The organism is Ornithinibacillus xuwenensis, assembly GCF_039614845.1.
GTDB classification, from domain to species: domain Bacteria; phylum Bacillota; class Bacilli; order Bacillales; family Amphibacillaceae; genus Ornithinibacillus; species Ornithinibacillus xuwenensis.
Map to the genome: position 1 here is coordinate 64,033 of NZ_JBDIML010000003.1, position 23,762 is coordinate 87,794.

Below are 23,762 nucleotides of genomic sequence, written 5' to 3' on the forward strand. Positions count from 1 at the left end.
ATTCCAATAAATATGCAAAAAAATAAAGCTAGGGTATCCTAGCTTTTTACTTTATTGAAGGGTAACCTTAACCTTGCGTACTCCCCACTTTAAGGCTTCTGCACGAGTCGGGACAAAAACATCGATTTTATACCCCTTTATTGCACTACCAATATCTCCTGCAATCGCATAGCCATATCCTTCAACATATACTACTGATCCTAGTGGAATAATGGTTGGATCAACAGCAATTACCTTCGAATCAGGATTTTCCTTCAAGTTAATACCTGTATAGGTCTTCCCAGTACACCCTGTACAATTACTCGTATAAGCAGTTGACGTTACGGTTATGGTTTTACCTTCTGCTAATGTTACTAACTCCCCATTATTGGCCGAGTCAGAATTAGAAAGATTGGATGATTCAGTTGCTACTCTTGCTTGTGCTTCTTCTCTAGCCTTTGCAGCTGCTGCAGCCGCGATACTTTCTTTTACTTCATTTTCTAATGATGCAAGATTGCTATCTTTATTTTTTAAATCATCAATTAATGCAAGTACATTCTGTTGTTTCTCTTCTAAGGAGTGTTTTGTTTGCTCATTTTGTTGCTTCTGCTCTTGTACCTTTGCCAATGCATCCTCTTGCTCTAGCTTCATACTATTTAAATCATTTAATTTCGTTAAAGAGAGCTGTTTCTTCTCTTCAACAGTTTCAATATCAGATTCTAGTTCTTCAATCAAAGAGGTATCAGATTTAGCAATTGTATTAACCATTGAAATACGACCAATGAAGTCACTAAAGCTTTGTGCCCCAAACAACACTTCTAAATAATTGATCGAACCACCTGATTTTTGATAGGCTGATATACGCTCTTCTAAGATTTCGTGGCGTCTATCAATGTCCTTTTCCAATTCTACTATCTCTTCTTGAAGTTTTTCAATCTCCGCTATTGTATTTGAAATATTCTCTTCTGTTTCATTTATTAATGCTTCGTTATTTGCTATTTCCTCGTTAACTCGTTCAATTTCAACATTCAGTTCATCTATCTCCGACATTATTGTAGAAATCTCGGCGTCTGCTTCTGATAAATTTCCCTTTATATCTTCTCGTTGTGTTTGAATATCTTTTAAGTCATCTGCAGTTTCTGCACTTATAAAATTGCTACTAAAAGCACTTCCTAACATAATCGCAGTAGCTAAGGTAATTGCAGTTAATTTCTTCAACTTTTTCCCCTGCTTCCTATTAATCGTCTAGTTAATTCTTCTAATCTACCGAATAATAGTATAGCATTTACACATTTCGACTACTTTATCCTACTATTACAATTATATTTCATCTCTTAGGACCTACCTATTACGCACTACTAAGAATCAGATAATTTAATTTTATGTATAAGTTTTCTCCAATTATTTGCATGAAAGATTATTGACCATCTTTATTGGATAAATTATATGATGTAATAAATAACGAAAGGAATGATTGGATTTGAATCAACATGATGTATTCCATATGCTTTTAAAAGAAACAATAGCTCCACTATTGAAGGCATATGGATTTAAAAAGAAAGGTAAAAATTTCTCTAAAATACTATCAGACATTGCATGGACTGTTAATGTTCAATCTTCGAAGTGGAATACGAAAGAGGAAGCTCAATTTACAATTAATACTGGCATCTTTACGAATGCATTATTCGGAACATTTTATAACCATGAAGCACCACAGTTCCCAACGGAAGGCGTTTCTGTGTTAAGGCTTCAAATCACGGAACTTAAAAACACGGCGGATACCTGGTATAAACTGAATCATGAAACAAACTTAAAACAATTAACAAGTGAACTTGAATACGATATAGAAGAAATTGTCCTACCTCATTTAAATCAATTCCAAACGATTGATGATGTCATTAAAGAAATGGAAAGAAGAGAAAAAATGAAGGGATGGTATGAAAATCCACATTTCCTAACCATTCTATATCATGCAGCCGGGTATGAGAAAAAAGCACTTAAGAGACTGAAGAAAATGCATACTCACTCAAATGATATTGCACAGAGGGACTTTATAAAGGAACTATCTATCAGAATGGGATTAAGCATCTAGATTTTTTGGATATCTATCTTTTTCATAAATATAAAAAAGGAAAACCTTTGTTAGTTTTCCTTCTAAATCAGCCTTATAAGACATCGGTAATATTTTGCTGTGCCTCTTGTACTTGTTGTCGAATATCATGTAAGTCCTCAAAGGCTTGTTGAAATTGTGGATTTTCTGTGGCCTCTGTTCCAGCCTGATTCTGAGTATTCTTTAATTCTCTTTCTACCTGTTCAAGCTTTTGATGAGCCTGTTCTAATATGTTCAAATCCTGTCCACCAGCCTGCATAACTGCCTGTTGTGCATCTTGCAACATTTGACTTGCTTGTTGTAACTTCTGATGTAAATTCACCTGTGCCATACGAACCCTCCAATAATTCTACATATCAGGTATAGTATTCCAACCTAGTCTTAGATTATGTATTTAAGTAATTTGTAACCAAAAATAAGACATGCCAGGCAACCGAAATCGATGCCTGGCACTTTTTTATCGTAACATTTCCCGTATTAATTTTTTATTTTGCTCATCAAATGCTTTATTGTGAGAGGATACCATCGCTACTTTTTCTGCACTTGGTTCTAAGTAAGTCTTGGCACTATTAACTGCGTTCACAGCATCTTGAAATGCACCAACTAATAAGTTAATTTTTCCATCGTATGTTAAGATATCGCCCGCCGCAAAAATTCCATCCTCAGAGGTATAGCCTTGTGCATTACCTACATAAAAATAATCATCTTTCATTTCTAACGAAAGATTTTCTGCCAGTTCAAATGAAGAATCTCGATTATACCCGTGGTTTACCACAAGATGATCGACCTCTTCCATCATCATGTCTCCACTATGTATATTCTCTAGTTTTACTTGATCAATCATTCCTTCATTACCAGCTAGACCACATATTCTACTATTTAACAAAATCTTAGCACTACTACTCTCTAAGCGTTTAACTAATGCCTCATGTGCAGACAATTTGTCTCTCCGGGAAACGATAATAACTTGTTTGGCAATATATAGTAATTCTGCAGCCCAATCTACTGCGGAGTCTCCTCCACCAGAAATCATGACTACTTTATCACGAAACTGTCGTAAATCATTCACCGTATAATGTAAAGTCTTACCTACAAATCGATCTGCCGCTTCAACCTCAAGTGGTCTAGGTTGTATAATACCACCGCCAATTGCAACAATAACTGACTTTGAGTAATGTTTATTTCCATTATGAGTAGTTAATAAAAAATTTTGATTTTCGTCTTTTTCAATTAAATCCACTTTTTCATTGGTACAAACAGTTGGTTGAAATGTCATCCCCTGATTTACCAGTTGTTTAGCGAAAAGCTCTCCTAAAACAGGCGGCTGTCCTCCTGCATCCCAAATCATTTTTTCTGGGTATAATAACACTTTTCCACCTAGTTTTGGTTGATACTCAATGATCTTTGTTCTCATTCCTCTCAACCCACTATAAAAGGCAGAAAATAATCCGGCAGGTCCCCCACCTATAATTGTTACATCATAAATATCTGTCATACCAATCACCCCAGAAATAACTTTTTATAGAATTTATATTGACATAAAATCTATTACTCTCTAATATGATAATTGAAAATGATTCTCAATGTCACTATCATAACATGTTTTAGAAGGAGAGGAAATACTTTTATGCGTTTGCAGGTAAAAAATATTCGTGTCGGCTACGAAAATCAAACAATTGTCCAGGATTTAAGTATGGACATACCTGATGGGAAGATCACGACAATTATTGGATCAAATGGCTGTGGAAAGTCCACTCTTCTAAAAGCAATGACAAGAATTATTGGTCACCAGGATGGGCATATCGTCTTGGACGGAAAAAACATACATAGCATGAATACGAAAGAACTAGCCAAACAACTTGCCATTTTAACCCAGAATCCAGAAAGTGCAAATGGACTACTCGTAGAAGAACTTGTATCCTACGGTAGATTTCCCTATCAGAAAGGCTTTGGCAATTTATCCAAAAAAGATAAGGAAATTATTGATTGGGCACTTCAGGTTACTAGGACAAATGAGTTCCGATATAAGACTGTCGACGCACTATCAGGTGGACAAAGACAACGTGTTTGGATCGCAATGGCTTTAGCACAAGATACGGATATTATCTTTTTAGATGAACCGACAACGTATTTAGATATGGCCCACCAACTAGAGGTTTTAGAGCTTCTGCAAATGCTAAATAAAGAAGAAGGTAAAACCATTATTATGGTGTTGCACGATTTAAATCAAGCAGCTAGATTCTCTGATTTCTTGTTAGCAATGTCAAAAGGAAAACTAATAAAAGCTGGAAGTGCTGATGAGGTTATTACACCTCCTATTCTCAGAGAGGTTTTCCAAATAGATGCACTTATCGATCATGATCCAAGAACCAATAAACCAATGTGTATCACATATAACTTACTAAAGGGAGAGAAAAAACATGAAAAAAATATTACTATTGATACTATTATGCCTGTTACTGTTGGTAGCAGCTTGTAGCAATAAGGAAACCAGTTCTAAAGATGGAGCTGATAACCATTCAGATGAAACGATTACATATGAATCTGAAACAGGACCAGTTGAAGTTCCAGCAAATCCAGAGCGAGTTGTTGTTTTATCTTCATATGCTGGAGACTTAATCAAATTAGGTGTTAACATTGTGGGTGTTGATTCATGGTCAGCAATGAACCCTAATTTTGAAGATACTCTAGAAGGAGTCGACGTCGTTTCAAATGAAGATTTAGAAAAAATTATTGAATTAGATCCTGATCTTATTATTGGCCTTAACAATATTGAAAATGCAGATAAATTGGAAGAAATCGCTCCAACAGTTCTCTTCACTTATGGAAAAAATGACTACTTAGAGCAACTTATTGAAATAGGAAAAGTAGTAAATAAAGAAGAAGAAGCTACAGAATGGGTAGAAGATTTTAAAACACGAGCGAAAGAACTAGGCGAAGAAATTAAAGCTAAGATTGGTGAGGATACTACTGTAACCGTAATCGAAAATTATGAAAAGCAATTCTATCTATTTGGCGATAATTGGGGACGTGGCACTGAAATTTTATACCAAGAAATGGGCTTAAAAATGCCAGAAAAAGTGTCAGAGGTAGCATTAGAACCTGGCTACTTCGCTATTTCACAAGAGGTATTGGCAGACTATGTTGGGGATTATGTTATTTTAAGCCTCACAACCGATCAAGATACTGCATTTTTAGAAGAAGATTGGTATAACGAAATAGATGCAGTTAAAAATGGTCAATTATTTGAAGCAAATGCGAAAGCATTCTATTTTAACGATGCATTATCACTCGACTATCAACTAGAATTTTTCCAAGAAAAATTCTTAGGAAAGAATTAAAGAAAGTGAATTAATAATGAAGGTTATTCAATCAATTCCTTTTTCACTTAAACTTATCGCTAGCATCGTATTATTATTTAGTACTTGCTACGTTGCCATTCTTTTTGGCGCTGCTAATACTTCTATCCAGGATATATGGAACGTTATAACAGCAACTGGAGAAGGAGAATACTACACTGTTCTACGTGACATACGATTTCCAAGGGTTATTGCAGCCTTTTTAGTAGGGAGTGCCTTAGCAGTTTCAGGTGCAATCATGCAAGGTGTTACACGTAATCCTCTTGCCGATCCTGGATTACTTGGAATAACCGCAGGTGCAAATGCAGCATTAGCACTGTCAATGGCCTTTTTCCCTGCTGTATCGTATATGCTGATTGTTGTTGGTTGCTTTATTGGTGCAGGAATTGGGATGACAATCGTATACGGAATCGGTGCTTCTACAAAAGGGGGCCTCTCCCCTCTTAAGCTTGTATTGGCAGGTGCAGCCGTTTCAGCATTTCTTCAAGCCGTTGCAGATGGAGTTGGAATCCTTTTTCATGTATCAAAGGATGTATCCATGTGGACTGCAGGAGGCCTTATTGGAACTACATGGCAAGCGTTGCTAGTCGCACCAATTATTTTAATGGGATTAATAGCTAGTATTGCAGGCAGTCGTCAGCTAACTATACTCAGTCTAAATGAAGACGTTGCTGTAGGCTTGGGTCAAAAAACAGCACGTATTAAAACAATTCTAATGGCAATAGTTGTCATTCTCGCTGGGGCTGCAGTCGCGCTTGTTGGAAATCTAGCATTTGTTGGCTTAATGGTTCCACATATCGTTCGTGCTCTTGTTGGTCAAGATTATCGCTACATTATTCCAATGTCTATTATTATCGGTGGATTATTTATGATTATCGCTGACCTGGTAGGACGTGTTCTAAATGCACCTTTTGAAACCCCTGTTGTTGCCATTATTGCAATTATAGGTTTGCCGTTCTTCTTACTTTTGGTACGAAAAGGAGGACGACAATTTGGGTAATTATCAACATCTAAAACAAAGAAAATGGTTGATATTTTTAGCACTAGCGCTTGTTGTACTATTTCTAATCAGTATTAGTTTAGGTAGCTCATCCATTTCCATCGACAGAATCTTTCCTACGCTTTTGGGACAAGGTACCTTCAAGGAATCGTTTATCTTATTTTCTGTTCGACTGCCTAGAGTGCTGATTTTGGTCTTAGCCGGTATGGCGCTTGCGATGGCAGGTTCCCTACTACAAAGTGTGACACGCAACGATTTAGCAGACCCTGGTATTATTGGAATAAATGCTGGTGCAGGAATTGGTATAACATGCTTTTATCTTTTTGTTCAATCTGATATCCAACACTATGCATACGTTCTTCCAATTATCGGATTTATTAGTGCCATTGTCACCGCAGGTCTGATTTATTTTTTCTCATATGAAAAAGGAAAAGGGATTCAACCTGTAAGATTTGTATTGGTTGGTTTTGGTTTCGCAACTGCCCTTTCAGGACTAATGATGATATTAATATCATCTGCGGAACGTCAGGAAGTTGAATTTATCGCAAGTTGGCTAGCGGGCAATGTATGGGGTACAGATTGGCCATTTATACTTGCATTAGTACCGTGGCTAATTAGTTGCTTACCTATCATTTTTTATAAAGTAAATACCTTAAATATTCTCGCAATGAATGAACCTACTTCAATTGGTTTGGGGATTGCACTTAAAAAAGAACGCTTTCTATTTATTATCATAGCTGTTGCATTAGCAGCTGCAGCTGTATCGATTACTGGAGGAATCAGTTTTATCGGATTAATGGCACCTCACATCGCTAAAAATCTAGTTGGACCTAGACATCAATTATTTTTACCTATTGCTTTATTCATAGGACCAATTCTTCTCTTAACAGCTGATACCATAGGAAGAAACATATTAGAATCTAGTTCGATACCAACTGGTATTGTTGTAGCTCTAATCGGTGCTCCATACTTTATTTATTTGCTGAAAAAAAATAATAAATAGTCGGTATTAAAGCCAGGAACCTCTTCTCAGTAAAAGAAGAAGCTCCTGGCTTTATTTTAGTTGACTATGGCAGCATATTCCCTGCAGCCAAATATATTTGGTACCACTCTTCCCTTGTTAAAACTACCTCAGATGCTTTTACAATATCCGTTAGTCGATCAGGATTCATCGTACCTACTACTGGCTGTATTTTAGCCGGATGACGTAAAATCCATGCAATCGCAACAGCTGATTTAGTGATAGAATACTTCTCGGCGAGATTCTGAAGCTCCTTATTTAACTCACGAAACTTATCATTATCTACAAAAACTCCCTCAAAGAATCCATATTGGAATGGAGACCATGCCTGAATAGTCATATCATGAAGCCTACTATAATCCAATACACTTCCGTCTCTATTCACACCATTGTCCTGTTTCATATTAACCAGCAATCCTGTATCAATCATTCCAGTGTGCATAATACTAAATTGCAGTTGATTAACAATTAAATCTTGTTCTACATACTTTTTCAAGAGTTCTATTTGCATCGGGTTATGATTACTAACTCCAAAGTGACGAACTTTTCCACTTTCCTTTAGCGTAGAAAATGCATCTGCAACCTCTTCTGGCTCCACCAGCGTATCTGGACGATGAAGAAGAAGAACATCTATATAATCTGTATTCAGACGTTTAAGGCTATTCTCTACAGAACTTACGATATGCTGCTTGGAAAAGTCAAAGAAGCCCTTGCGAATTCCGGTCTTTGTTTGTAATACGATTTTTTCTCTAATGGAAGGGCTCATCTGTACCGCTTCAGCAAACATTTCTTCAGACTTCCCGCTAGCATAAATGTCTGCATGATCAAAGAAATCGATTCCTAATTCCAGTGCCTTATTAACGACTGTTACTGCATCTACTCTAGTCAAGTCACCCATTCTCATACAGCCTAAGGAGATATTGGATACACTTAAATCACTTTTTCCTAACTTAAGCTTCTGCATAGTAGCACCCTTTCTTGTCATTAAAATATTTAACTATCGGATATGCATAATATTCATGGAAATCAGAGAGGCTATAGCTTCTGTAGCATACCATTATTTTTCTTGGATACGACAACCATCTTCATCACAAACCGCCTCGCCATCACTACTAAGGTTTGTTAGCTTTGGTTGATTTCCTTCTTCTTCCCAGACCTGTTGCAATGCATTTAAAAACAGCTCTGTAGGCTGCGCACCGGAGATAGAATACTTTTGATTAATAACAAAATAAGGAACACCTGTTGCTCCATATTGTTGTGCTTGCATTTCATCGTTACGAACCTCATTGGCGTATTCTTTAGGATTCTGGATAACTGCTAATGCTTCATCCTTACCGATTCCAACAGACGAAGCAATTTCCGCTAATGTCTCTGGATCACTTAATAGCTTGGATTCTGTAAAATAGGAATGCAAGAGCTTTTCCGTTAGCTCACGTTCTTTTCCAACTGACTTTGCATATTTTGAAAGTCTGTGTGCATCAAAAGTATTGGTCGGCTTCATTCCCTCAAAATCGTATTCTAAACCTACACTTTGGGCTTGTTGTCCAACACCTTCATTTGCTCGCTTTGCTTCTTCTACACTCATTCCATATTTTTTAGCTAATGCTTCATGGATGGATTTCCCCTTATAGAGTGATGCATTCGGATCAAGTTCAAAGCTCTTGAATTCTACTTCTACTTGTTCACGATTCGGAAATTGTTCCAAAGCCTGCTCCAAGCGTCTTTTTCCTATATAACAAAATGGACATACAAAATCTGACCATACTTCAATTTTCATTTAAGCACCTCTTTTATTATTTCTTCCTTTCTATTTTTTCACAGTAGAGACATTCAAACAAACTAATTGCTCAAGCTTGAAAAAACTTATTTAAAGTCCCGCTTAAGCAATGCATACATATATAAATCGTCAAATTTACCATCCGTGTATTCATAGTTTCTCAATAGACCTTCTCGTATAAAGCCGTGCTTTTCAACTAGTTTCATAGAAGAAATATTAGGGGGCTCAATCAAAGCTTGAACCCTTTCAAGTTCCAGTTCGTTAAAGCCATATTCTAATACAGCTACCAATGCTTCACTCGCAATCCCTTGCCCCCAATAGTCTTTACTCAGCTCATATCCAATATCGGTCCGACAGTGTTCAGAAACTCCATTTAAAAAACCACAACTACCAATTACCTCATTCTCCTCTTTCCATGTAATTCCCCATCTAATTCCTGACTTGTTTAAATAGATAGATTGATACCATGAAATTTCATTCAATGCTTCATTTATTTCCGTAAAGGGCTTCAGCCCATAGTACTGCATGACATCTTTATCGGAAAGGTATTTCAATAAACTCGGAGCATCATTTTCTTCTATCATTCTTAGACGTAATCGTTCCGTTTCAAGAACCGGAAAATCTTCTATTTTTTTACTCATGTTTTTCATCCCCCAAATAACTTAATATGAATTAATATTCATTTGATAATATCTATCATCATTTATTACAAGCAATGCATCAATTTCTCTGCTTCATCCCACTTAACACTATATCCTGCTCCTTTTGCACAAAATACGGAGGAAGAGGTATACGCTGGATCAGCATTTTTGTCATAGCCTATACGCTCCCTCACCTCTAGTTCATTGTGACAATAATCATAGCCACTAAACGATAATGAAATACTTCCCTTTCCTTTTGTAAATGAAGCCAATGTAGTACTATACGTCATAAAAGTTGCTACAGGCACTTCTCCTGTGATAACCGCTTTATCTCCATCTGTATTTGGTGATTCGAACCTACCATGTGCTGCTTGCACATCAGAAAGGACCCTTCCCATCTGTTCCACATCAACTGTTATCTTAAAACGATAATACGGTTCTAGCAAAACATTAGACGCTTTTTCTAGCCCTTGTCTTATTGCACGAAAAGTCGCTTCTCGAAAGTCACCACCATGGGTATGCTTCTCGTGATTACGTCCAGTCAATAAAGTAATGTTAAGATCTGTTAAACCCGAGCCTGTTAATAAGCCATGATGCTCTCGCTCGAAAATATGCTGACGAATTAGATTCTGTAACCCAATTGTTAGGTGATCAGTATGACATCTAGATTGAAATGTAATACCACTATTTCGGATTCCAGGTTCTATTTTTAGATGTACTTCTGCATAATGCCGTAACGGCTCAAAATGACCATACCCAATAACCTCTCTGTCAATGGTTTCCTTATAGACTATCTCAGGCTCCTCAAACATAACCCTCAATCCAAATCGGCTTAATACTATCTGTTCCAAAACCTCTAGTTGAATATTACCCATAACATGAATGTGGATTTGTTGTTGAGCTTCTTCCCAGGTTACTTGTAACGAGGGATCTTCAGCATCCAGTAATTTAAAATAAGCTAATGCATCTTTCGGATTAATAGAAGCTTCTAATACTACCTTCGACCGCAATGTCGGTATCATCTAAAATATTAACTTGTCTGTTGTCACTCCAATAGCATCTCCGATAGAAGCACTAGTAAGGCCAACTACTGCAAAAAGTTCACCTGCATTAACTTCATTGACTACTTCAAACTGTTTACCGTTAAAACTTCTAATTTGAGTAACTTTCTCGGATAGCCGTTTATTTGAATTACCATAAATTATTTCATCACGCACCTTAAGACTACCACTTATTGCTTTCATAAAAGTCATTCTAGTACCAGATTCATCATGACGAATTTTAAATACACGAGCAGAAAATTCTTCACTAGAATCATAGCTTGTTACTGATAAATTCTCAAATCTATCTAAAAACTCTCTTACTCCAATATCATGTAATGCCGAACCACTAGAGCAAGGAAAAATATGTGCTTTTCGAATCATCGTACGAGTCTTTTCTAACCATAGACTAGACTCATAACCACTTTCCATATATTTTTGCAATAACTGTTCATCTCGTTCTGCAATAAATTCAATCAGACTTTCAGACATACACTCATTCAAAAAAGAAGCGTTTAAATCAAAAACATCCTTCGTAAAGTTTTTACGAATTTGTTTCAACACCGCATCTACATCTGCACCAGTACGGTCGGTTTTATTAATAAAGAAAAAAGTGGGTACCTGATATTTTTGTAGTAGCTTCCAAACTGATTCTGTGTGACCTTCAATACCTTCCACAGCAGAAATTATTAATATGGCGTAGTCCATTACTTGTATACATCGCTCCATTTCTGGAGAAAAATCTACATGACCTGGTGTATCAATCATGTAATAAGTAGAATCACCATATGAAAATATACCTTGGTCTGCAAAAACAGTAATGCCACGTTGTTTTTCAATCTCATGACTATCGAGAAAAGCACTTTGATGGTCAACTCTTCCAGGACTTCTTATCGTATTTGTATGATAAAGTAACTGCTCGGAAAAAGTAGTTTTGCCTGCATCCACATGCGCTAGAATTCCTATTGTCTTATTCATATTTGTTCTCCTTAAATTCTTCCTATATATGGTTCATTATAACAAACTTAATAGTCTAAAAGAATTCGTAACAATATACCTATCGATATAGAAGGCGCACCTCTATATTTTTAACAAAATATTATGAAATATAGTATAATTATGTGGTAGTATTTACGTCTCACATATCTATTTATACTTTCTGATGAAGAATGAGATTTTCTGCTTTTATATCAAAATACAAACAAAGTGAAGTGAAACGAATGAACTCAGAGAAGAAATCGATCCTAGAACATTATCAGAAATCGATTGAGTGGGTAAATAATCTAAGCAATCTGTCAGAGAAACAATGGAGAATGCCAATAGCCACTAATAAATGGACAGTTGCGGAAGTAATCGGCCACCTTATCCCTTGGGATGAATTTATTCTAATGAATAGAATCCCATATTTTTTTGAGGCTACTAACTTGCCTAAGAGTCCAGAGGTTGAAGCCATCAATCAAAAAGCATCCGTTGATAGTAAGGAGAGAGAGAAGGAAGAGACAATCACCATCTTCACCCATTTCAGAAGGGAAATAATATCTGCTTTAGAAAAGTTTGAGGATGCTAAATGGACTAAGGAAATAGTAATGAATCAATCAACATTTTCACTTTATCACTATTTTTCTGGTTTAGTTGAACATGATATCCACCACTTTCAACAGATTCATCATGCAATTGGAGTAAGCTTTAATTAGTGTGAAGGAACATCCACCAACATAAAAAAAGAGCTGGTTAAAAATCATCTGTATTTAATGACCGAATGAAATACAGGTGCTTTAACCAATCTCGTTAATTTAAAATCCATATTCCGCTTCTTTTGCCTCACGAATAGTTTGGTACGTTCCAGCAAGTATAACCGTATCCTCTACCAAACGGTCAATACGAAACTTCACATCATCATTCGTAATTTCTTTTCGATAAAAGTCTTGTTCTTCAATAAAAACATATGATTGTACAATTTGACCTTTCATGTAAGCAACGATTGGTTTTAATTGTTGCTCTGCGATTAAATAATGCTTAGGTGAACCTGCTGTGACGATAAACCCTACTACCTTATCTAAAAATGCTTTTTCTGGTAACAAGTCAAAAATATTCTTTAGCGTTGCCGGAATGGACGCTTGAAAAACCGGTGTCCCAATAATGATTGCATCTGCATCCATAATCGTTTTTGTAACGTAACCAGTATCTCCATCATACTCCAGGTAATTTCGTCCGTCACTAAACTGTATTTCATATTCTGCTAAATCAATTAATGTAATCTCCATATCTGGATATTTACCCTGAATCGCATTCACCGTATAGTTCATTGCTGTTCGTGTTTTGGAACCAACGATAGATCCAGATAGTCCAACAATCTTCATGTGTGCTTCCTCCTAATTCTTCCCGGTATATTTTTTAATGGCTGGTAATATTTCAGTACCTATTAGTTCAATATTTTTCATTAGCTTATCGAATGGCACACCACCAAAATCCATCTGTGCAATATAACGCTGATGACCAAATACTTCATGCTGATAGAGGATTTTTTCAATGATTTGCTGTGGACTACCAACATTTATTACATCCCGTGTATCGGCACCTTGTGCAAAATGTTGCTTTGGAAAACCCCTTCCGTTTGTCAGCTTCATTCCTTCATTTATATGAGGATAGTACTCCCGAAGTGCCTGTTGAGTTGTCTCAGCTGCATAGAAGAAGCCTGCCGTTGCAACCGGTAATTCCGATGGGTCATATCCTGACTGTTTGGCTGCTTCTCGATAGGCATCAATCGAACGCTTAAACGCAGTAACTGGTCCCCCTAAATGAGCAAGAAACATGGGAACACCTACTAGACCAGCTTTAATGGCACTTGCAGGAGTTCCACCCACTGCACGCCAAATTGGTAACGAGCCATTCTGGGGGCGAGGAATTATTTTTGCATTTTTTAATGGTGCACGAAATTGCCCACTCCAATTTATTTCTTCCTCTTGATTTATCTTTAGTAATAAATCAAACTTCTCTTCAAATAATTCCTCATAATCACGTAGATCATAGCCGAGTAGATCATAGAGACCAACTCTTGAGGCACGACCAGCAATAATTTCTGCACGACCATTCGAAATCAAGTCAATAGTCGCAAAGTCTTCATAAACTCGCACCGGATCTGATGTACTAATAATAGTTGAGGAGCTTGCAATTTTTATATGCTCAGTTGCCTGTGCAATTGCCGCTAAAACAACAGCGTGTGCCTGAGTTGTAAAATACTCCTGATGACTTTCACCAACACTAAAGAAATCAATTCCCGCCTGTTCTGCCAACTGGGCTAGTTCAATGATTTCATGAATACGTTGCCCGGCAGGGATTCGTTCTTCTGATATTGGATTTACAAGGTGATCACCTAATGTATAGATACCAAACTCAAGTCCATTGCTAGGATTTATACGATATTTATTCATGATTATTCAACCTTTCACTTCAAAGTCTAACGATATTTTAAACAAAATATCTGAGAGTTAATTTGTCATTTTAGAAATAGTAATGAAAGACAGCTATCGTCTTGGTGTATAGAAAAAATTTCTATCTATATTTATTTCACAATGTTATTATAGTTAATAATAACATTAAATATAAGTACGCACTTTCAAGTGCTATAGTATACTAAAAGATACTATAGGAGGAATTAAGGTGAAAATCGAACCTGAATTATGTCGTGTAGAAGATGCATTAGGCATTCTAGTCGGCAAATGGAAACCAATTATCCTACTACATTTATTAAAAAACGGAACGCAACGATTTAGTGAACTCAAAAGAGAGCTACCAGGAATCACTCAAAAAATGCTCACGAAGCAGCTACGTGAACTGGAGGAAGAAGATATCGTTGAACGAGTGGTTTACCCACAAGTTCCACCAAAGGTAGAGTATTCCATCTCCGAATATGGAAGGAGTCTAGAGCCAATTTTACACGCTATGCATGAGTGGGGATTGAAGCATACAAACCATAAGAATAAGAAGATGAAGACAGATATATCATGAGAAGAATTCGTAGGAGCTAACAACTAGAAAATAGGTGTTAGCTCTTTTTTAGAGTAATTTTATCGATTAATTGCATATAGTTGTATAAATATTATTTGAAGAGAAAGGTGAAGTACATGAAATTTAATTTAAACGAGGCAATAGAAATTCTGGAGAGAACGCCGCAATCATTAGAAAATCTATTAGTTGGGCTATCAGTAGTATGGTTAGATGCGAATGAAGGAGAAGGTACATGGAATCCAACAGAGATAATCGCTCATCTTATAGAAGCAGAGCGATTTAACTGGGTACCTAGATTAGAATTCATTCTACAAGAAGGTGAGAATAACGCATTTCCTGCATTTGATAGGTTCTCCCATTTAAACCAATCTACTGAAAGAACGATAGAAAAACTACTTTTAGATTTCAAAACTATTCGAAGCCAAAACATTATGAAACTCAAGGAAATAATTGATCCCGCACTAGATCTCGATAAAACAGGTTTCCATCCGGCCTTTGGGGTAGTAAAGATTAAAGAATTAATCGCTACCTGGGCAGTTCATGACTTAACTCATATTTCCCAAATTGTTCGTGTCATGGCCAAGCATTACCAGTCTGAAGTGGGACCCTGGCAGGAATACTTAGGCATATTGAAATAGATAGGACAAGTTTTCTTGTTCTATCTATTTCAATAAAATACAATAATTTGGTGTTTCCTTAATGCCACTCTTCCCGTAATATTGCATAATAATATTCATCCCACCATTCGTCTCCTGAAGGAATGCACTTTTTAAAATAACCTTCTCTTCTCATCCCTATCTTTTCCATGACACGGTAGGAAGGAATGTTTTCTGGTTAACAGGTTGCAATAATTCGATGTAATTTCATTTCTTTGAATGCATGATTTACCACTGCTTTCGCTGCTTCAGTAGCATATCCTCTACCATAAAATTTCGGGTTAAATACCCATCCTATTTCATATGTATGTTCCCCAAAAAAAGGATGAAATATGAGATGCCCGATAAGAGTATTTCCAGCTTTTAGTATTACAGGGAAATACTTAGCATTCTTGCCCTGATTTTTAATAACAAATTCTTTTGCTACTTTTACAGTAAACTCTTGTTCCGGTATATATCTCATAACCTCACAATCTGAGGTATATGGATACACCTCTCTCCAATCATCATGTTTAAATTCTCTTATCAGCAGTCTATCCGTATTAATGTTCATTAACATTCTTCCAATCATTTTTAATAAATAGTATACTAGATTCCTGTGATAGATGGCTAAGTCATCTACTTCTATCTTTCATTTTAACAGATTATTCGTTAGTCTCCTTATTTCTCATCGGATTCCTATAGAAAAAAATACACCGTGTTAAACAACGATGTACTTTTTCTTATCTAATGCTATAATTTTAACTTACTAGTCTGCAAGCGTTAATAACATCTCTCTTACTGTTTTACAAGCCATAGCAGTGGATGCACCTGATGGGTCATATTGTGGTGAGAGCTCTACTATATCAGCCGCAACAATTTGATTCAACGACTGGAACTGCTTTATTGCTTCTAGTAGTTCGCGATAGGTTATGCCACCAGGCTCAGGAGTTCCAGTTCCAGGAAACACCCCAGGGTCTAAAACATCCAAGTCAATGGTGATATAAACTGGAACATCGGTTAATTCTTGTATTTTCTCCTGTAGCGTATCTAGTGAAAATCGTTCAAGATACGTATGTTCTTTTGCCCACTCAAACTCTTCTTTCATTCCAGAACGAATACCAAACTGAAAAATTCTTCCGTCACCAAGAAAATCATGACTTCTGCGAATCACAGAAGCATGCGATAGTTTTTCTCCTAAATAATCATCACGTAAATCTGTATGAGCATCAATATGAATCACATGTAAGTTAGGATATTTCTCATAAGCTGCCTTTATCGTCGAAAGACTCACAAGATGCTCACCACCTACCATTAAGAACTTTTTATTGTCCCTTAAAACCTCTTGGCTATATGCTAAAATCTCATCTAGCACCTTCTTCGTATTTCCAAATGGTAGTTCCAAATCGCCTCCATCGTAAATTCCAACATCCTCTATATCCTTATTTAGGTAAGGTGAGTATGTCTCTAATCCAAAGGAGTCATTTCGGATTGCTTGCATCGCAAATCTTGTTCCTGGACGAAAGCTTGTCGTACCATCAAATGGTACGCCAAACAAAACAACATCTGATTCATCATAAGACTTCTCACAACCGATAAACGTATTGATATTGAATGGTCTATTCCCCACGAATAAGCGCCTCCCTCACGTAGTTCGGTAAGTTGAATGCCCCAACATGCAAATCCGTGTTATAATATTTCGTTTGTAAACCAAAATCAGTCCATGCTTCTTTTTTCAAATCCTTAATGGGATCCAAGGTTTTAGATGCAAATCCAAATAACCAGTGTCCAGAAGGATAGGTTGGCATATGATATTGATACACATTTGTTATTGGGAATATATCTTTAATCTTCTTATGCGCTTTTTTCATGTTAGTAGCATATTCACTAAAATACGGTGATTCATGCTGATTAATTAATATACCGTCTTCCTTTAGAACACGATAGCATTCTTTATAAAAAGCAGTTGTAAATAATCCCTCTCCTACAGAAATAGGATCAGTAGAATCTACTAGGATTAAATCGAAAGACTCATTCTTAGCATTCTTTACATATGCTAACCCATCATCAAAGATAAGGTTCATACGATTATCCTCTTCTACTCCTTTTGCTGTTAATGGTAAATATTCTTGGCATAAGCGAAATACTCGCTCATCGATTTCTACCATCACTACTTCTTCAACTGTTGGATAACGCAATACCTCACGTGCCGTACCACCATCTCCGCCACCAATAATTAACACGCTTTTAATATTCGGATTGGTTGCGAATGCAGGATGGACAATCATATCATGATAGATAAATTCATCCTTCTCATTTACCATCATTAAACCATCTAGCGTAAAAAAGGTACCAAATTCTGTTCCTTGATAAAAATCAATTTGCTGAAAAGGACTTTTTTCACTATATAATGCTTTATCGTATGCTATTGAAAATCTGCAATCCTTGCTCCATTGTTCTGTATACCAATTCATTACTTTACACCTTCTAACGCCGGTTTCACCTGGACTTCACGAATATCTCGCTCTGCAAATTGTTTAATTTTATCAACCATACCACGAGGAACCTCAAATGATTCTGTTTTTTTCGCTTGTAATTTTATACCGAGATAATCAGCTGCCTTCCAAGGACTAACCGAATCTCCACAAGTATAGACATCGACAGAAGCATAACCATATTCTGGCCATGTATGGATTGTTAAATGGGATTCCGCAATGATAACTGCACCTGAAACACCATATGGGTTAAAATGATGGAAAACCGATTCCACAATAGTTGCCCCCGAATAATCTGCTGCTTCGTTCATAAACTTCTCAATTAATTTATTGTTTTCAATAATATCACTTGGACAACCGTAAAACTCAATCAATACGTGTCTTCCTAATGTTGATAATTCAATCCCCATTTTATACATTCTCCTTTACAACTGTAATATGATTCGCTTCTTTCGCCTCCGATAATACTTCTCCTAAGGTTTGACAGTAATAATAATATTGCTGAACTACTTCGTGTGAAATTAGTTCTCCTGGAATAACAAGCGGTATGCCTGGTGGATAAATCATTACCGTATCTGCACTTATCCGTCCAACAGCTTCATCAATTTCAACAGATTCATGCTCGGAATAAAACGCTTCTCTTGGACTGATGACTAGTTCATTGACTTGATCAGCAGTTACACTAGTAGACATGAGAACGGTTCTCTCACCATATACCTTCTCAATGTCCTTCAAAGCTTTAACAAGTTTTCCGATTGATTCAACTGTATCAGAACTTGTAATAACAGCCATTACAACATAACCTTCTGCAAGTTCCATCTGAATCCGATATTTTTCTTTTAAAATTGTATAGACTTCAAACCCTGTTAACCCAATACCATTGACACGAATAACTAATTTAGTCCAGTCATACGATTGGTTAAATTGCTTTTGAATATAATCAGCCTTTAATATTTCATACCGAGTATCTCGCTCAATTGTTTCAATTGCCTCGGTAACAATTTGATTTAAATTATGGTAATGCTTTTCTCCATGTAGTGCTAACTCTTTTCGCGCCACATCTAGTGAGCTCATTAACAGGTAATTTGCACTTGTGGATTGTAGCATGCTTAATACTTTTTGAATCGCTTGTGGATTTAATCGGTTATGCTTTAACAGTAAAATGGAGCTTTGTGTTAACGATCCACCTGTTTTATGCATACTGATTGTAACTGCGTCTGCACCTGCAGCAATTGGATCCTTAATATCACCTGATAAAAACTTTAAATGCGCCCCATGAGCACTATCCACAATTACCGCAATATCCTTTTCATGTGCTACATGACAAATCTCTTCTAAATCACTCATCGATCCAAAATAGGTAGGATAGGTAATTAAAAGTGCTTTAGCATCTGGGCTTTCGGTAATTGCTTTTTTGACACTCTCCACTGATACACCATGTGAAATACCAAAATGATAATCAACTTCGGGTTGAATGAATACCGGCTTTGCTCCGCTTAAAATAATCCCATCCATAACGGATTTATGACCATTCCGTGGAACCAGTAATGAATCTCCTGGCTTACAAGCGGCCATAATCATCGCTTGAATGCCAACCGTCGTTCCGTTTACCAAGAAATAAGCGTGGTCTGCTCCAAATGCATCTGCCGCTAATTCCTGTGCTTCTTTTATGACGGACTGAGGATGACTTAATAAATCCAATTCCTTCATCGAATTGACATCCATCCGTAACGTCATCTCTCCAAGAACTTCTTTTAACGTATTCATTTGGGCACCCATTTTATGTCCAGGTACATCAAAAGGGGTTACATCTTGCTTTGCATATTGGACTAATGCTTCAAATAAAGGCATCCTATCTTGGTTCATCGAAGAAACCTTTTTCGTGACAAGCTCCTTTACCTTACTCATCATTGACCAACTCCAGCTAATTCATAAGTTGCTAATGCTTGTTGTAGCTCCTCCACTTTATCCGTTCTTTCCCATGGCAAATGGAGATCACTTCTTCCAAAATGTCCATAGGCAGCCACTTGCTTATATTGTGGCTTGCGTAAATCAAGCATCGTAATAATACCTGAGGGTGTTAAATCAAACACTTGACGTACAGCTTTTAGCAATTGATTATGTGGTACAGATTCGGTTCCAAAGGTATCTAATGCAATACTTATTGGTTCACTTACGCCGATTGCATAGGATAATTGGATTTCACACTTCTTCGCATAGCCCGACGCTACAATGTTTTTTGCTACATAACGTGCTGCATAGGCTGCTGATCGGTCAACTTTCGTACAATCCTTACCAGAAAATGCACCACCACCATGCTTAGCCGCTCCTCCGTACGTATCCACGATGATTTTACGGCCAGTTAAACCAGCATCACCGTGTGGGCCACCCACTACAAATCGTCCAGTCGGATTAATTAAGATTCGAAATACTTCGTTTAAGCCAAAATCTTTTGCTGTCTGTTTAATGATATTCTCGATTGCATAGTCTTCAAATTCTTGTTGATTAAATTCCTCATCATGCTGAATAGACATAAGAACAGTATCGATTTTTGGCTGGTTCGGTATTGTATAGTCAATTGTAACTTGTGATTTCATATCTGGGCGAGCCCATAAAAATGCACCACTTTTTCTTAATTGTGATGCTCTTTTTACTAAGGTATGTGCCATTTCGATAGCAAGTGGCATCAAGGTTTCAGTTTCATCCGTAGCATAACCAAACATGATCCCTTGATCTCCTGCTCCGATAGCTTTCGTATCACTGGAAGCATCTACACCCATCGCTATATCTGGTGATTGTGTATGAACGAGAACCTGTACTTGACAAGTACGTCCATCAATACCTAAGCGATCATCCGTGTAACCAATTTTAATAAGTGTCTCGCGTGCTATTTTTTCTATATCTATATTTGCTGTAGTGGTAATTTCGCCACCTACAATTACTGTGTTTGTTGTCGTAAATACTTCACAGGCAACCCTAGAAAAAGGATCCTGTTCGAGTGCTGCATCTAATACTGCATCAGAAATTTGGTCTGCAATTTTATCAGGATGTCCCTCAGAAACAGACTCTGAAGTAAACAATAATTTCTCTGCCAATATTAACCATCCCTTCATTTTCATATTTTTGGGCATAAAAAAAGCTCTCCTACAACCTAAGGAAAGCTTCGATTAATATCAGCTGCTTATCCTCTTATCGTTCACAAAACTAGGAAAGTTTTGCGCTCAGGTTGGGCCCCATAGCAGATTCAGTTTGAATCACACTGGTTTGCCACCGCATCTTCGACCCCTCGTCTCAGCGGCTATTAATAAGATAGACTTTATTCATGCTGGGATTAATACTAAAGGATAATGCTCTATGTGTCAAACTCTTTTTTTGTCGAGAAATCAGAAATAATTTCCACAAAAAATACAGAAACCTTGTTCCTGTATTTTTAGCTCTTTTCATTTAATAAAAGCCAAACCAGTAGCCGATTGCAGCACCAATATAATTACCAATTACGTATCCAAGGGTTCCGACGATTAGTACCGGAGCTACTAGTTTATTCCACCCCTTAGATATTGCCATTGCTGCAGCAGTCGTTGGTCCACCAATATTTGCATTGCTGGCCAGAATTATTTCTTCCAAATTAAACTTAAATAACTTACCAAAAACAAACGATATCCCCATATTCAAAGCAACCATAATGAATACTAGTACAAATAATAAAGGTGCGTTTTCTAAAATGATTGGTAATGAAGCTGGAACACCTATCACGACAAAGAAAATATAAATAAGGTATGTACCTATCTCCTGCGCACCATTAATCCTCTCAAAAAATCGAGTGAATACAGTTACAGCTATGAGAGTTATGGTTGTTAACATTAAATACTTATCTCCAAGTATCCCATTTATTGTCGTTAGGACAAAGCTAACGTCATCTCCAGATGGGATTACTTGATCAAATAACTCAGCAAGCTTAAACGAAATCGCTACGAGCGTAAATGCAGAACCTACAGCGAGACCGATATCCTTTAATGATATTTCTTTCCCCCTCCAATAAGAAGCCGCAAGATTCTTATCCCCTTTATTCACGCTCTTCTCTACCAACTCTTGATGTGGTGAATGAAACATTCTCCTGAAGAATGCTACTGTTGGAATTACCATTAGTACAAGGAAATACAATGCCATCATTAAGTTATCCGCAACGACAGTAGCAGAGACAAGTTCACCAGGCGTTTGAAACCTGGCAGATAACGCCGCTAAGTTAACACTGCCTCCTATGTAAGAACCGGTCATCATTCCGGCTACCTTATCCAATCCTGGAACAAAATCCTTTAATAAAAAGAAGCCTACTATTGCACCTACCACCGTTCCGATCGCACTAAATAAAAACATGACTAAGAGTCTACCACTTTCATTCCATATCTTTAGAATATTTGATTGAAATAATAACAATGGTATCGCAAGTGGAACAACATATCCCCAAACCGTATCATAAACTGGTGATTCAGTCGGAATAATATTGAAATTGGCCAACAACATTGCACCAACTAACGCAATGATAGCACCTGATATTTTAGACGCCCAATCAAACTTTTGCTCCAAATAGATACTAACTCCTGCCCAACCAGTCAAAAAAGCCCAGAGAATCCATGTATCATCCGGCTGAATTATTGCAAATACCATATATTTTTCTCCTTTGACAACTATTATTAATTTACTATTATAGCGTAATTAAAATTATCTTGTCACGATAGTTATAACCATGTCGAAGGGATTGTCTTATTTATTGGGGATTTTTATTAATAATGATATACTAAAAAAAATTCTAAAGTATCGATACATTTTGTGTATGATTTATTATTGGTAATCGTTAGATATGTAGAAATCAAAAAGAGGTAGAGGAAGGGACAAAACTAATAGGGAATTCTGAAAAGCCGAACGATAAACTAAACTAGATCCGGAAATATGCGTAGACTCCTGCGGGAGGAAAGGCATCGGTGAGACCCCACAGTGCGTTAGCACGAGGAGGCTCACCAGCCGCCCGCGGCAAGGTAGACACTGTGTTGTCGCCCCTGTACTGGAAGTGAAAGCGAAGTATATTTCCCGATCGGGATATATGCACTAGCTATAATTGTTCGTTTTTTCCTTGCTAAAATTACTTTTGTCCCAGCCCCTTGCAAAAATAGGTATGGAATCAAAACAAATCGATGATAAATTCTGGGAAGTCGTCTTGCTTTTCCGGAATGCATTCTGACTTCTGGGTTACTGATATAGCTTGCCATTTACGGAAATAGATTACTAGTATAGGAGGAAGAAGCATGACAGACCGTATCCAATCATTAACCGTTTTAAAGGTATCCGATATCAAAAAATCAAGAGATTTCTATCAAAACATTCTTGGATGTGAAGTGACAGAATGGTGGGCGTTACGTGATGATGAGGTAAAATTAGGATTAAAACTCCTGCAAGCTGATCACGTTAAGGACATTAATCCAAATAGTACAGATCAAAAAATAGTTTGTGATGTATATGCCTATACCGATGATTTCGCCGCCCTTGATACATTGCATACCAAGCTCACAGATAACGGCGCAACCGTAGTCATCAAACCAGAAATTACCAAATTTAAATGGGGCAGTTGGAAAGAATTTGCCATTGCAGATCCTGATGGATATGTTATCGGATTTGGTACTGCAAATAAATAAAATTCAATCT

At 36.9% G+C, this 23,762-nt stretch carries 23 protein-coding genes and 2 pseudogenes; 9 read left to right on the forward strand and 16 right to left on the reverse strand.

Annotated features, from left to right (window positions below; genetic code table 11):
- Nucleotides 1-51: 51 nt before the first annotated feature.
- Nucleotides 52-1,197, reverse strand: coding sequence for a PcsB-like coiled-coil domain-containing protein (locus ABC228_RS09615; RefSeq protein ID WP_345824922.1), 1,146 nt, complete (start codon nucleotides 1,195-1,197; stop codon nucleotides 52-54).
- Between the two features lie 262 nt (nucleotides 1,198-1,459).
- Here ABC228_RS09615 and ABC228_RS09620 point away from each other — a divergent pair, with 262 nt between their 5' ends.
- The gene (locus tag ABC228_RS09620; RefSeq protein ID WP_345824923.1) at nucleotides 1,460-2,071 is read left to right on the forward strand and encodes a DUF4304 domain-containing protein; all 612 of its coding nucleotides are present in this window, start codon (nucleotides 1,460-1,462) and stop codon (nucleotides 2,069-2,071) included.
- Nucleotides 2,072-2,144: 73 nt separating this feature from the next.
- Here ABC228_RS09620 and ABC228_RS09625 read toward each other — a convergent pair whose 3' ends face one another.
- The gene (locus tag ABC228_RS09625; protein WP_345824924.1) at nucleotides 2,145-2,420 is read right to left on the reverse strand and encodes a hypothetical protein; all 276 of its coding nucleotides are present in this window, start codon (nucleotides 2,418-2,420) and stop codon (nucleotides 2,145-2,147) included.
- A 126-nt stretch (nucleotides 2,421-2,546) separates the two neighbouring features.
- On the reverse strand, nucleotides 2,547-3,584 hold the full coding sequence (locus ABC228_RS09630; protein WP_345824925.1) for an NAD(P)/FAD-dependent oxidoreductase: 1,038 nt from the start codon (nucleotides 3,582-3,584) through the stop codon (nucleotides 2,547-2,549).
- 132 nt (nucleotides 3,585-3,716) lie between these two features.
- Between ABC228_RS09630 and ABC228_RS09635 the strand changes: the two genes are divergently transcribed.
- The 4 genes from ABC228_RS09635 to ABC228_RS09650 are packed head-to-tail and all read left to right on the forward strand — an operon-like array spanning nucleotide 3,717 to nucleotide 7,451.
- Nucleotides 3,717-4,568 carry an ABC transporter ATP-binding protein gene (locus tag ABC228_RS09635; RefSeq protein WP_345824926.1) on the forward strand — a complete coding sequence of 284 codons (852 nt, stop codon included), beginning with the start codon at nucleotides 3,717-3,719 and terminating at the stop codon, nucleotides 4,566-4,568.
- Nucleotides 4,510-5,430, forward strand: a complete 921-nt coding sequence (locus ABC228_RS09640; protein WP_345824927.1) for an iron-hydroxamate ABC transporter substrate-binding protein — start codon at nucleotides 4,510-4,512, stop codon at nucleotides 5,428-5,430. The genes ABC228_RS09635 and ABC228_RS09640 overlap by 59 nt, the downstream gene beginning before the upstream one ends.
- A 16-nt stretch (nucleotides 5,431-5,446) precedes the next feature.
- Nucleotides 5,447-6,448 (forward strand): FecCD family ABC transporter permease, encoded by a 1,002-nt coding sequence (locus ABC228_RS09645; protein ID WP_345824929.1) that lies wholly within the window; start codon nucleotides 5,447-5,449, stop codon nucleotides 6,446-6,448.
- The gene (locus tag ABC228_RS09650) at nucleotides 6,441-7,451 is read left to right on the forward strand and encodes a FecCD family ABC transporter permease (protein ID WP_345824930.1); all 1,011 of its coding nucleotides are present in this window, start codon (nucleotides 6,441-6,443) and stop codon (nucleotides 7,449-7,451) included. Before ABC228_RS09645 ends, ABC228_RS09650 begins: the two co-directional genes overlap by 8 nt.
- Before the next feature lie 64 nt (nucleotides 7,452-7,515).
- On the opposite strand, the gene ABC228_RS09655 is transcribed toward ABC228_RS09650, so the two are convergent.
- From ABC228_RS09655 to ABC228_RS09670, 4 genes and pseudogenes are all read right to left on the reverse strand, one after another.
- Entirely contained in the window at nucleotides 7,516-8,433 is a 918-nt protein-coding gene (locus ABC228_RS09655) for an aldo/keto reductase (RefSeq protein ID WP_345824931.1), read from the reverse strand.
- A 93-nt stretch (nucleotides 8,434-8,526) separates the two neighbouring features.
- The gene (locus tag ABC228_RS09660; RefSeq protein WP_345824932.1) at nucleotides 8,527-9,246 is read right to left on the reverse strand and encodes a DsbA family oxidoreductase; all 720 of its coding nucleotides are present in this window, start codon (nucleotides 9,244-9,246) and stop codon (nucleotides 8,527-8,529) included.
- Between the two features lie 86 nt (nucleotides 9,247-9,332).
- Complete coding sequence (locus ABC228_RS09665; RefSeq protein ID WP_345824933.1) at nucleotides 9,333-9,887, reverse strand: GNAT family N-acetyltransferase; 555 nt, start codon at nucleotides 9,885-9,887, stop codon at nucleotides 9,333-9,335.
- Nucleotides 9,888-9,952: 65 nt separating this feature from the next.
- Nucleotides 9,953-11,905 (reverse strand): annotated as a pseudogene (locus ABC228_RS09670) (GTP-binding protein).
- 242 nt (nucleotides 11,906-12,147) lie between these two features.
- Here ABC228_RS09670 and ABC228_RS09675 point away from each other — a divergent pair.
- Complete coding sequence (locus ABC228_RS09675; RefSeq protein ID WP_345824934.1) at nucleotides 12,148-12,621, forward strand: DinB family protein; 474 nt, start codon at nucleotides 12,148-12,150, stop codon at nucleotides 12,619-12,621.
- Between the two features lie 99 nt (nucleotides 12,622-12,720).
- On the opposite strand, the gene ABC228_RS09680 is transcribed toward ABC228_RS09675, so the two are convergent.
- On the reverse strand, nucleotides 12,721-13,287 hold the full coding sequence (locus tag ABC228_RS09680; protein WP_345824935.1) for an NADPH-dependent FMN reductase: 567 nt from the start codon (nucleotides 13,285-13,287) through the stop codon (nucleotides 12,721-12,723).
- Nucleotides 13,288-13,299: 12 nt separating this feature from the next.
- The gene (locus ABC228_RS09685) at nucleotides 13,300-14,358 is read right to left on the reverse strand and encodes an LLM class flavin-dependent oxidoreductase (protein WP_345824936.1); all 1,059 of its coding nucleotides are present in this window, start codon (nucleotides 14,356-14,358) and stop codon (nucleotides 13,300-13,302) included.
- Between the two features lie 229 nt (nucleotides 14,359-14,587).
- Between ABC228_RS09685 and ABC228_RS09690 the strand changes: the two genes are divergently transcribed.
- Together ABC228_RS09690 and ABC228_RS09695 are read left to right on the forward strand one after the other, a co-directional pair.
- Nucleotides 14,588-14,935, forward strand: a complete 348-nt coding sequence (locus ABC228_RS09690; RefSeq protein ID WP_345824937.1) for a winged helix-turn-helix transcriptional regulator — start codon at nucleotides 14,588-14,590, stop codon at nucleotides 14,933-14,935.
- Between the two features lie 116 nt (nucleotides 14,936-15,051).
- On the forward strand, nucleotides 15,052-15,573 hold the full coding sequence (locus ABC228_RS09695; RefSeq protein ID WP_345824938.1) for a DinB family protein: 522 nt from the start codon (nucleotides 15,052-15,054) through the stop codon (nucleotides 15,571-15,573).
- A 58-nt stretch (nucleotides 15,574-15,631) separates the two neighbouring features.
- Here the strand turns inward: ABC228_RS09695 and ABC228_RS09700 are convergent.
- From ABC228_RS09700 to ABC228_RS09730, 7 genes and pseudogenes are all read right to left on the reverse strand, one after another.
- Nucleotides 15,632-16,144 (reverse strand): annotated as a pseudogene (locus ABC228_RS09700) (GNAT family N-acetyltransferase).
- A 195-nt stretch (nucleotides 16,145-16,339) separates the two neighbouring features.
- Complete coding sequence (gene speB / locus ABC228_RS09705) at nucleotides 16,340-17,200, reverse strand: agmatinase (protein WP_345824939.1); 861 nt, start codon at nucleotides 17,198-17,200, stop codon at nucleotides 16,340-16,342.
- Nucleotides 17,190-18,044 carry a polyamine aminopropyltransferase gene (gene speE, locus ABC228_RS09710; RefSeq protein ID WP_345824940.1) on the reverse strand — a complete coding sequence of 285 codons (855 nt, stop codon included), beginning with the start codon at nucleotides 18,042-18,044 and terminating at the stop codon, nucleotides 17,190-17,192. Before speE ends, speB begins: the two co-directional genes overlap by 11 nt.
- Nucleotides 18,044-18,475 carry an adenosylmethionine decarboxylase gene (speD, locus tag ABC228_RS09715; protein ID WP_345824941.1) on the reverse strand — a complete coding sequence of 144 codons (432 nt, stop codon included), beginning with the start codon at nucleotides 18,473-18,475 and terminating at the stop codon, nucleotides 18,044-18,046. The genes speE and speD overlap by 1 nt, the downstream gene beginning before the upstream one ends.
- A gap of 1 nt (nucleotide 18,476) precedes the next feature.
- Complete coding sequence (locus ABC228_RS09720; RefSeq protein WP_345824942.1) at nucleotides 18,477-19,976, reverse strand: aminotransferase class I/II-fold pyridoxal phosphate-dependent enzyme; 1,500 nt, start codon at nucleotides 19,974-19,976, stop codon at nucleotides 18,477-18,479.
- Entirely contained in the window at nucleotides 19,973-21,196 is a 1,224-nt protein-coding gene (gene metK / locus ABC228_RS09725) for a methionine adenosyltransferase (RefSeq protein ID WP_427902222.1), read from the reverse strand. Before metK ends, ABC228_RS09720 begins: the two co-directional genes overlap by 4 nt.
- A gap of 313 nt (nucleotides 21,197-21,509) precedes the next feature.
- Complete coding sequence (locus ABC228_RS09730) at nucleotides 21,510-22,730, reverse strand: DUF819 family protein (protein ID WP_345824943.1); 1,221 nt, start codon at nucleotides 22,728-22,730, stop codon at nucleotides 21,510-21,512.
- A 635-nt stretch (nucleotides 22,731-23,365) separates the two neighbouring features.
- On the opposite strand from ABC228_RS09730, the gene ABC228_RS09735 reads away from it, so the two are divergent.
- On the forward strand, nucleotides 23,366-23,752 hold the full coding sequence (locus ABC228_RS09735; RefSeq protein WP_345824944.1) for a VOC family protein: 387 nt from the start codon (nucleotides 23,366-23,368) through the stop codon (nucleotides 23,750-23,752).
- Nucleotides 23,753-23,762 lie beyond the last annotated feature (10 nt).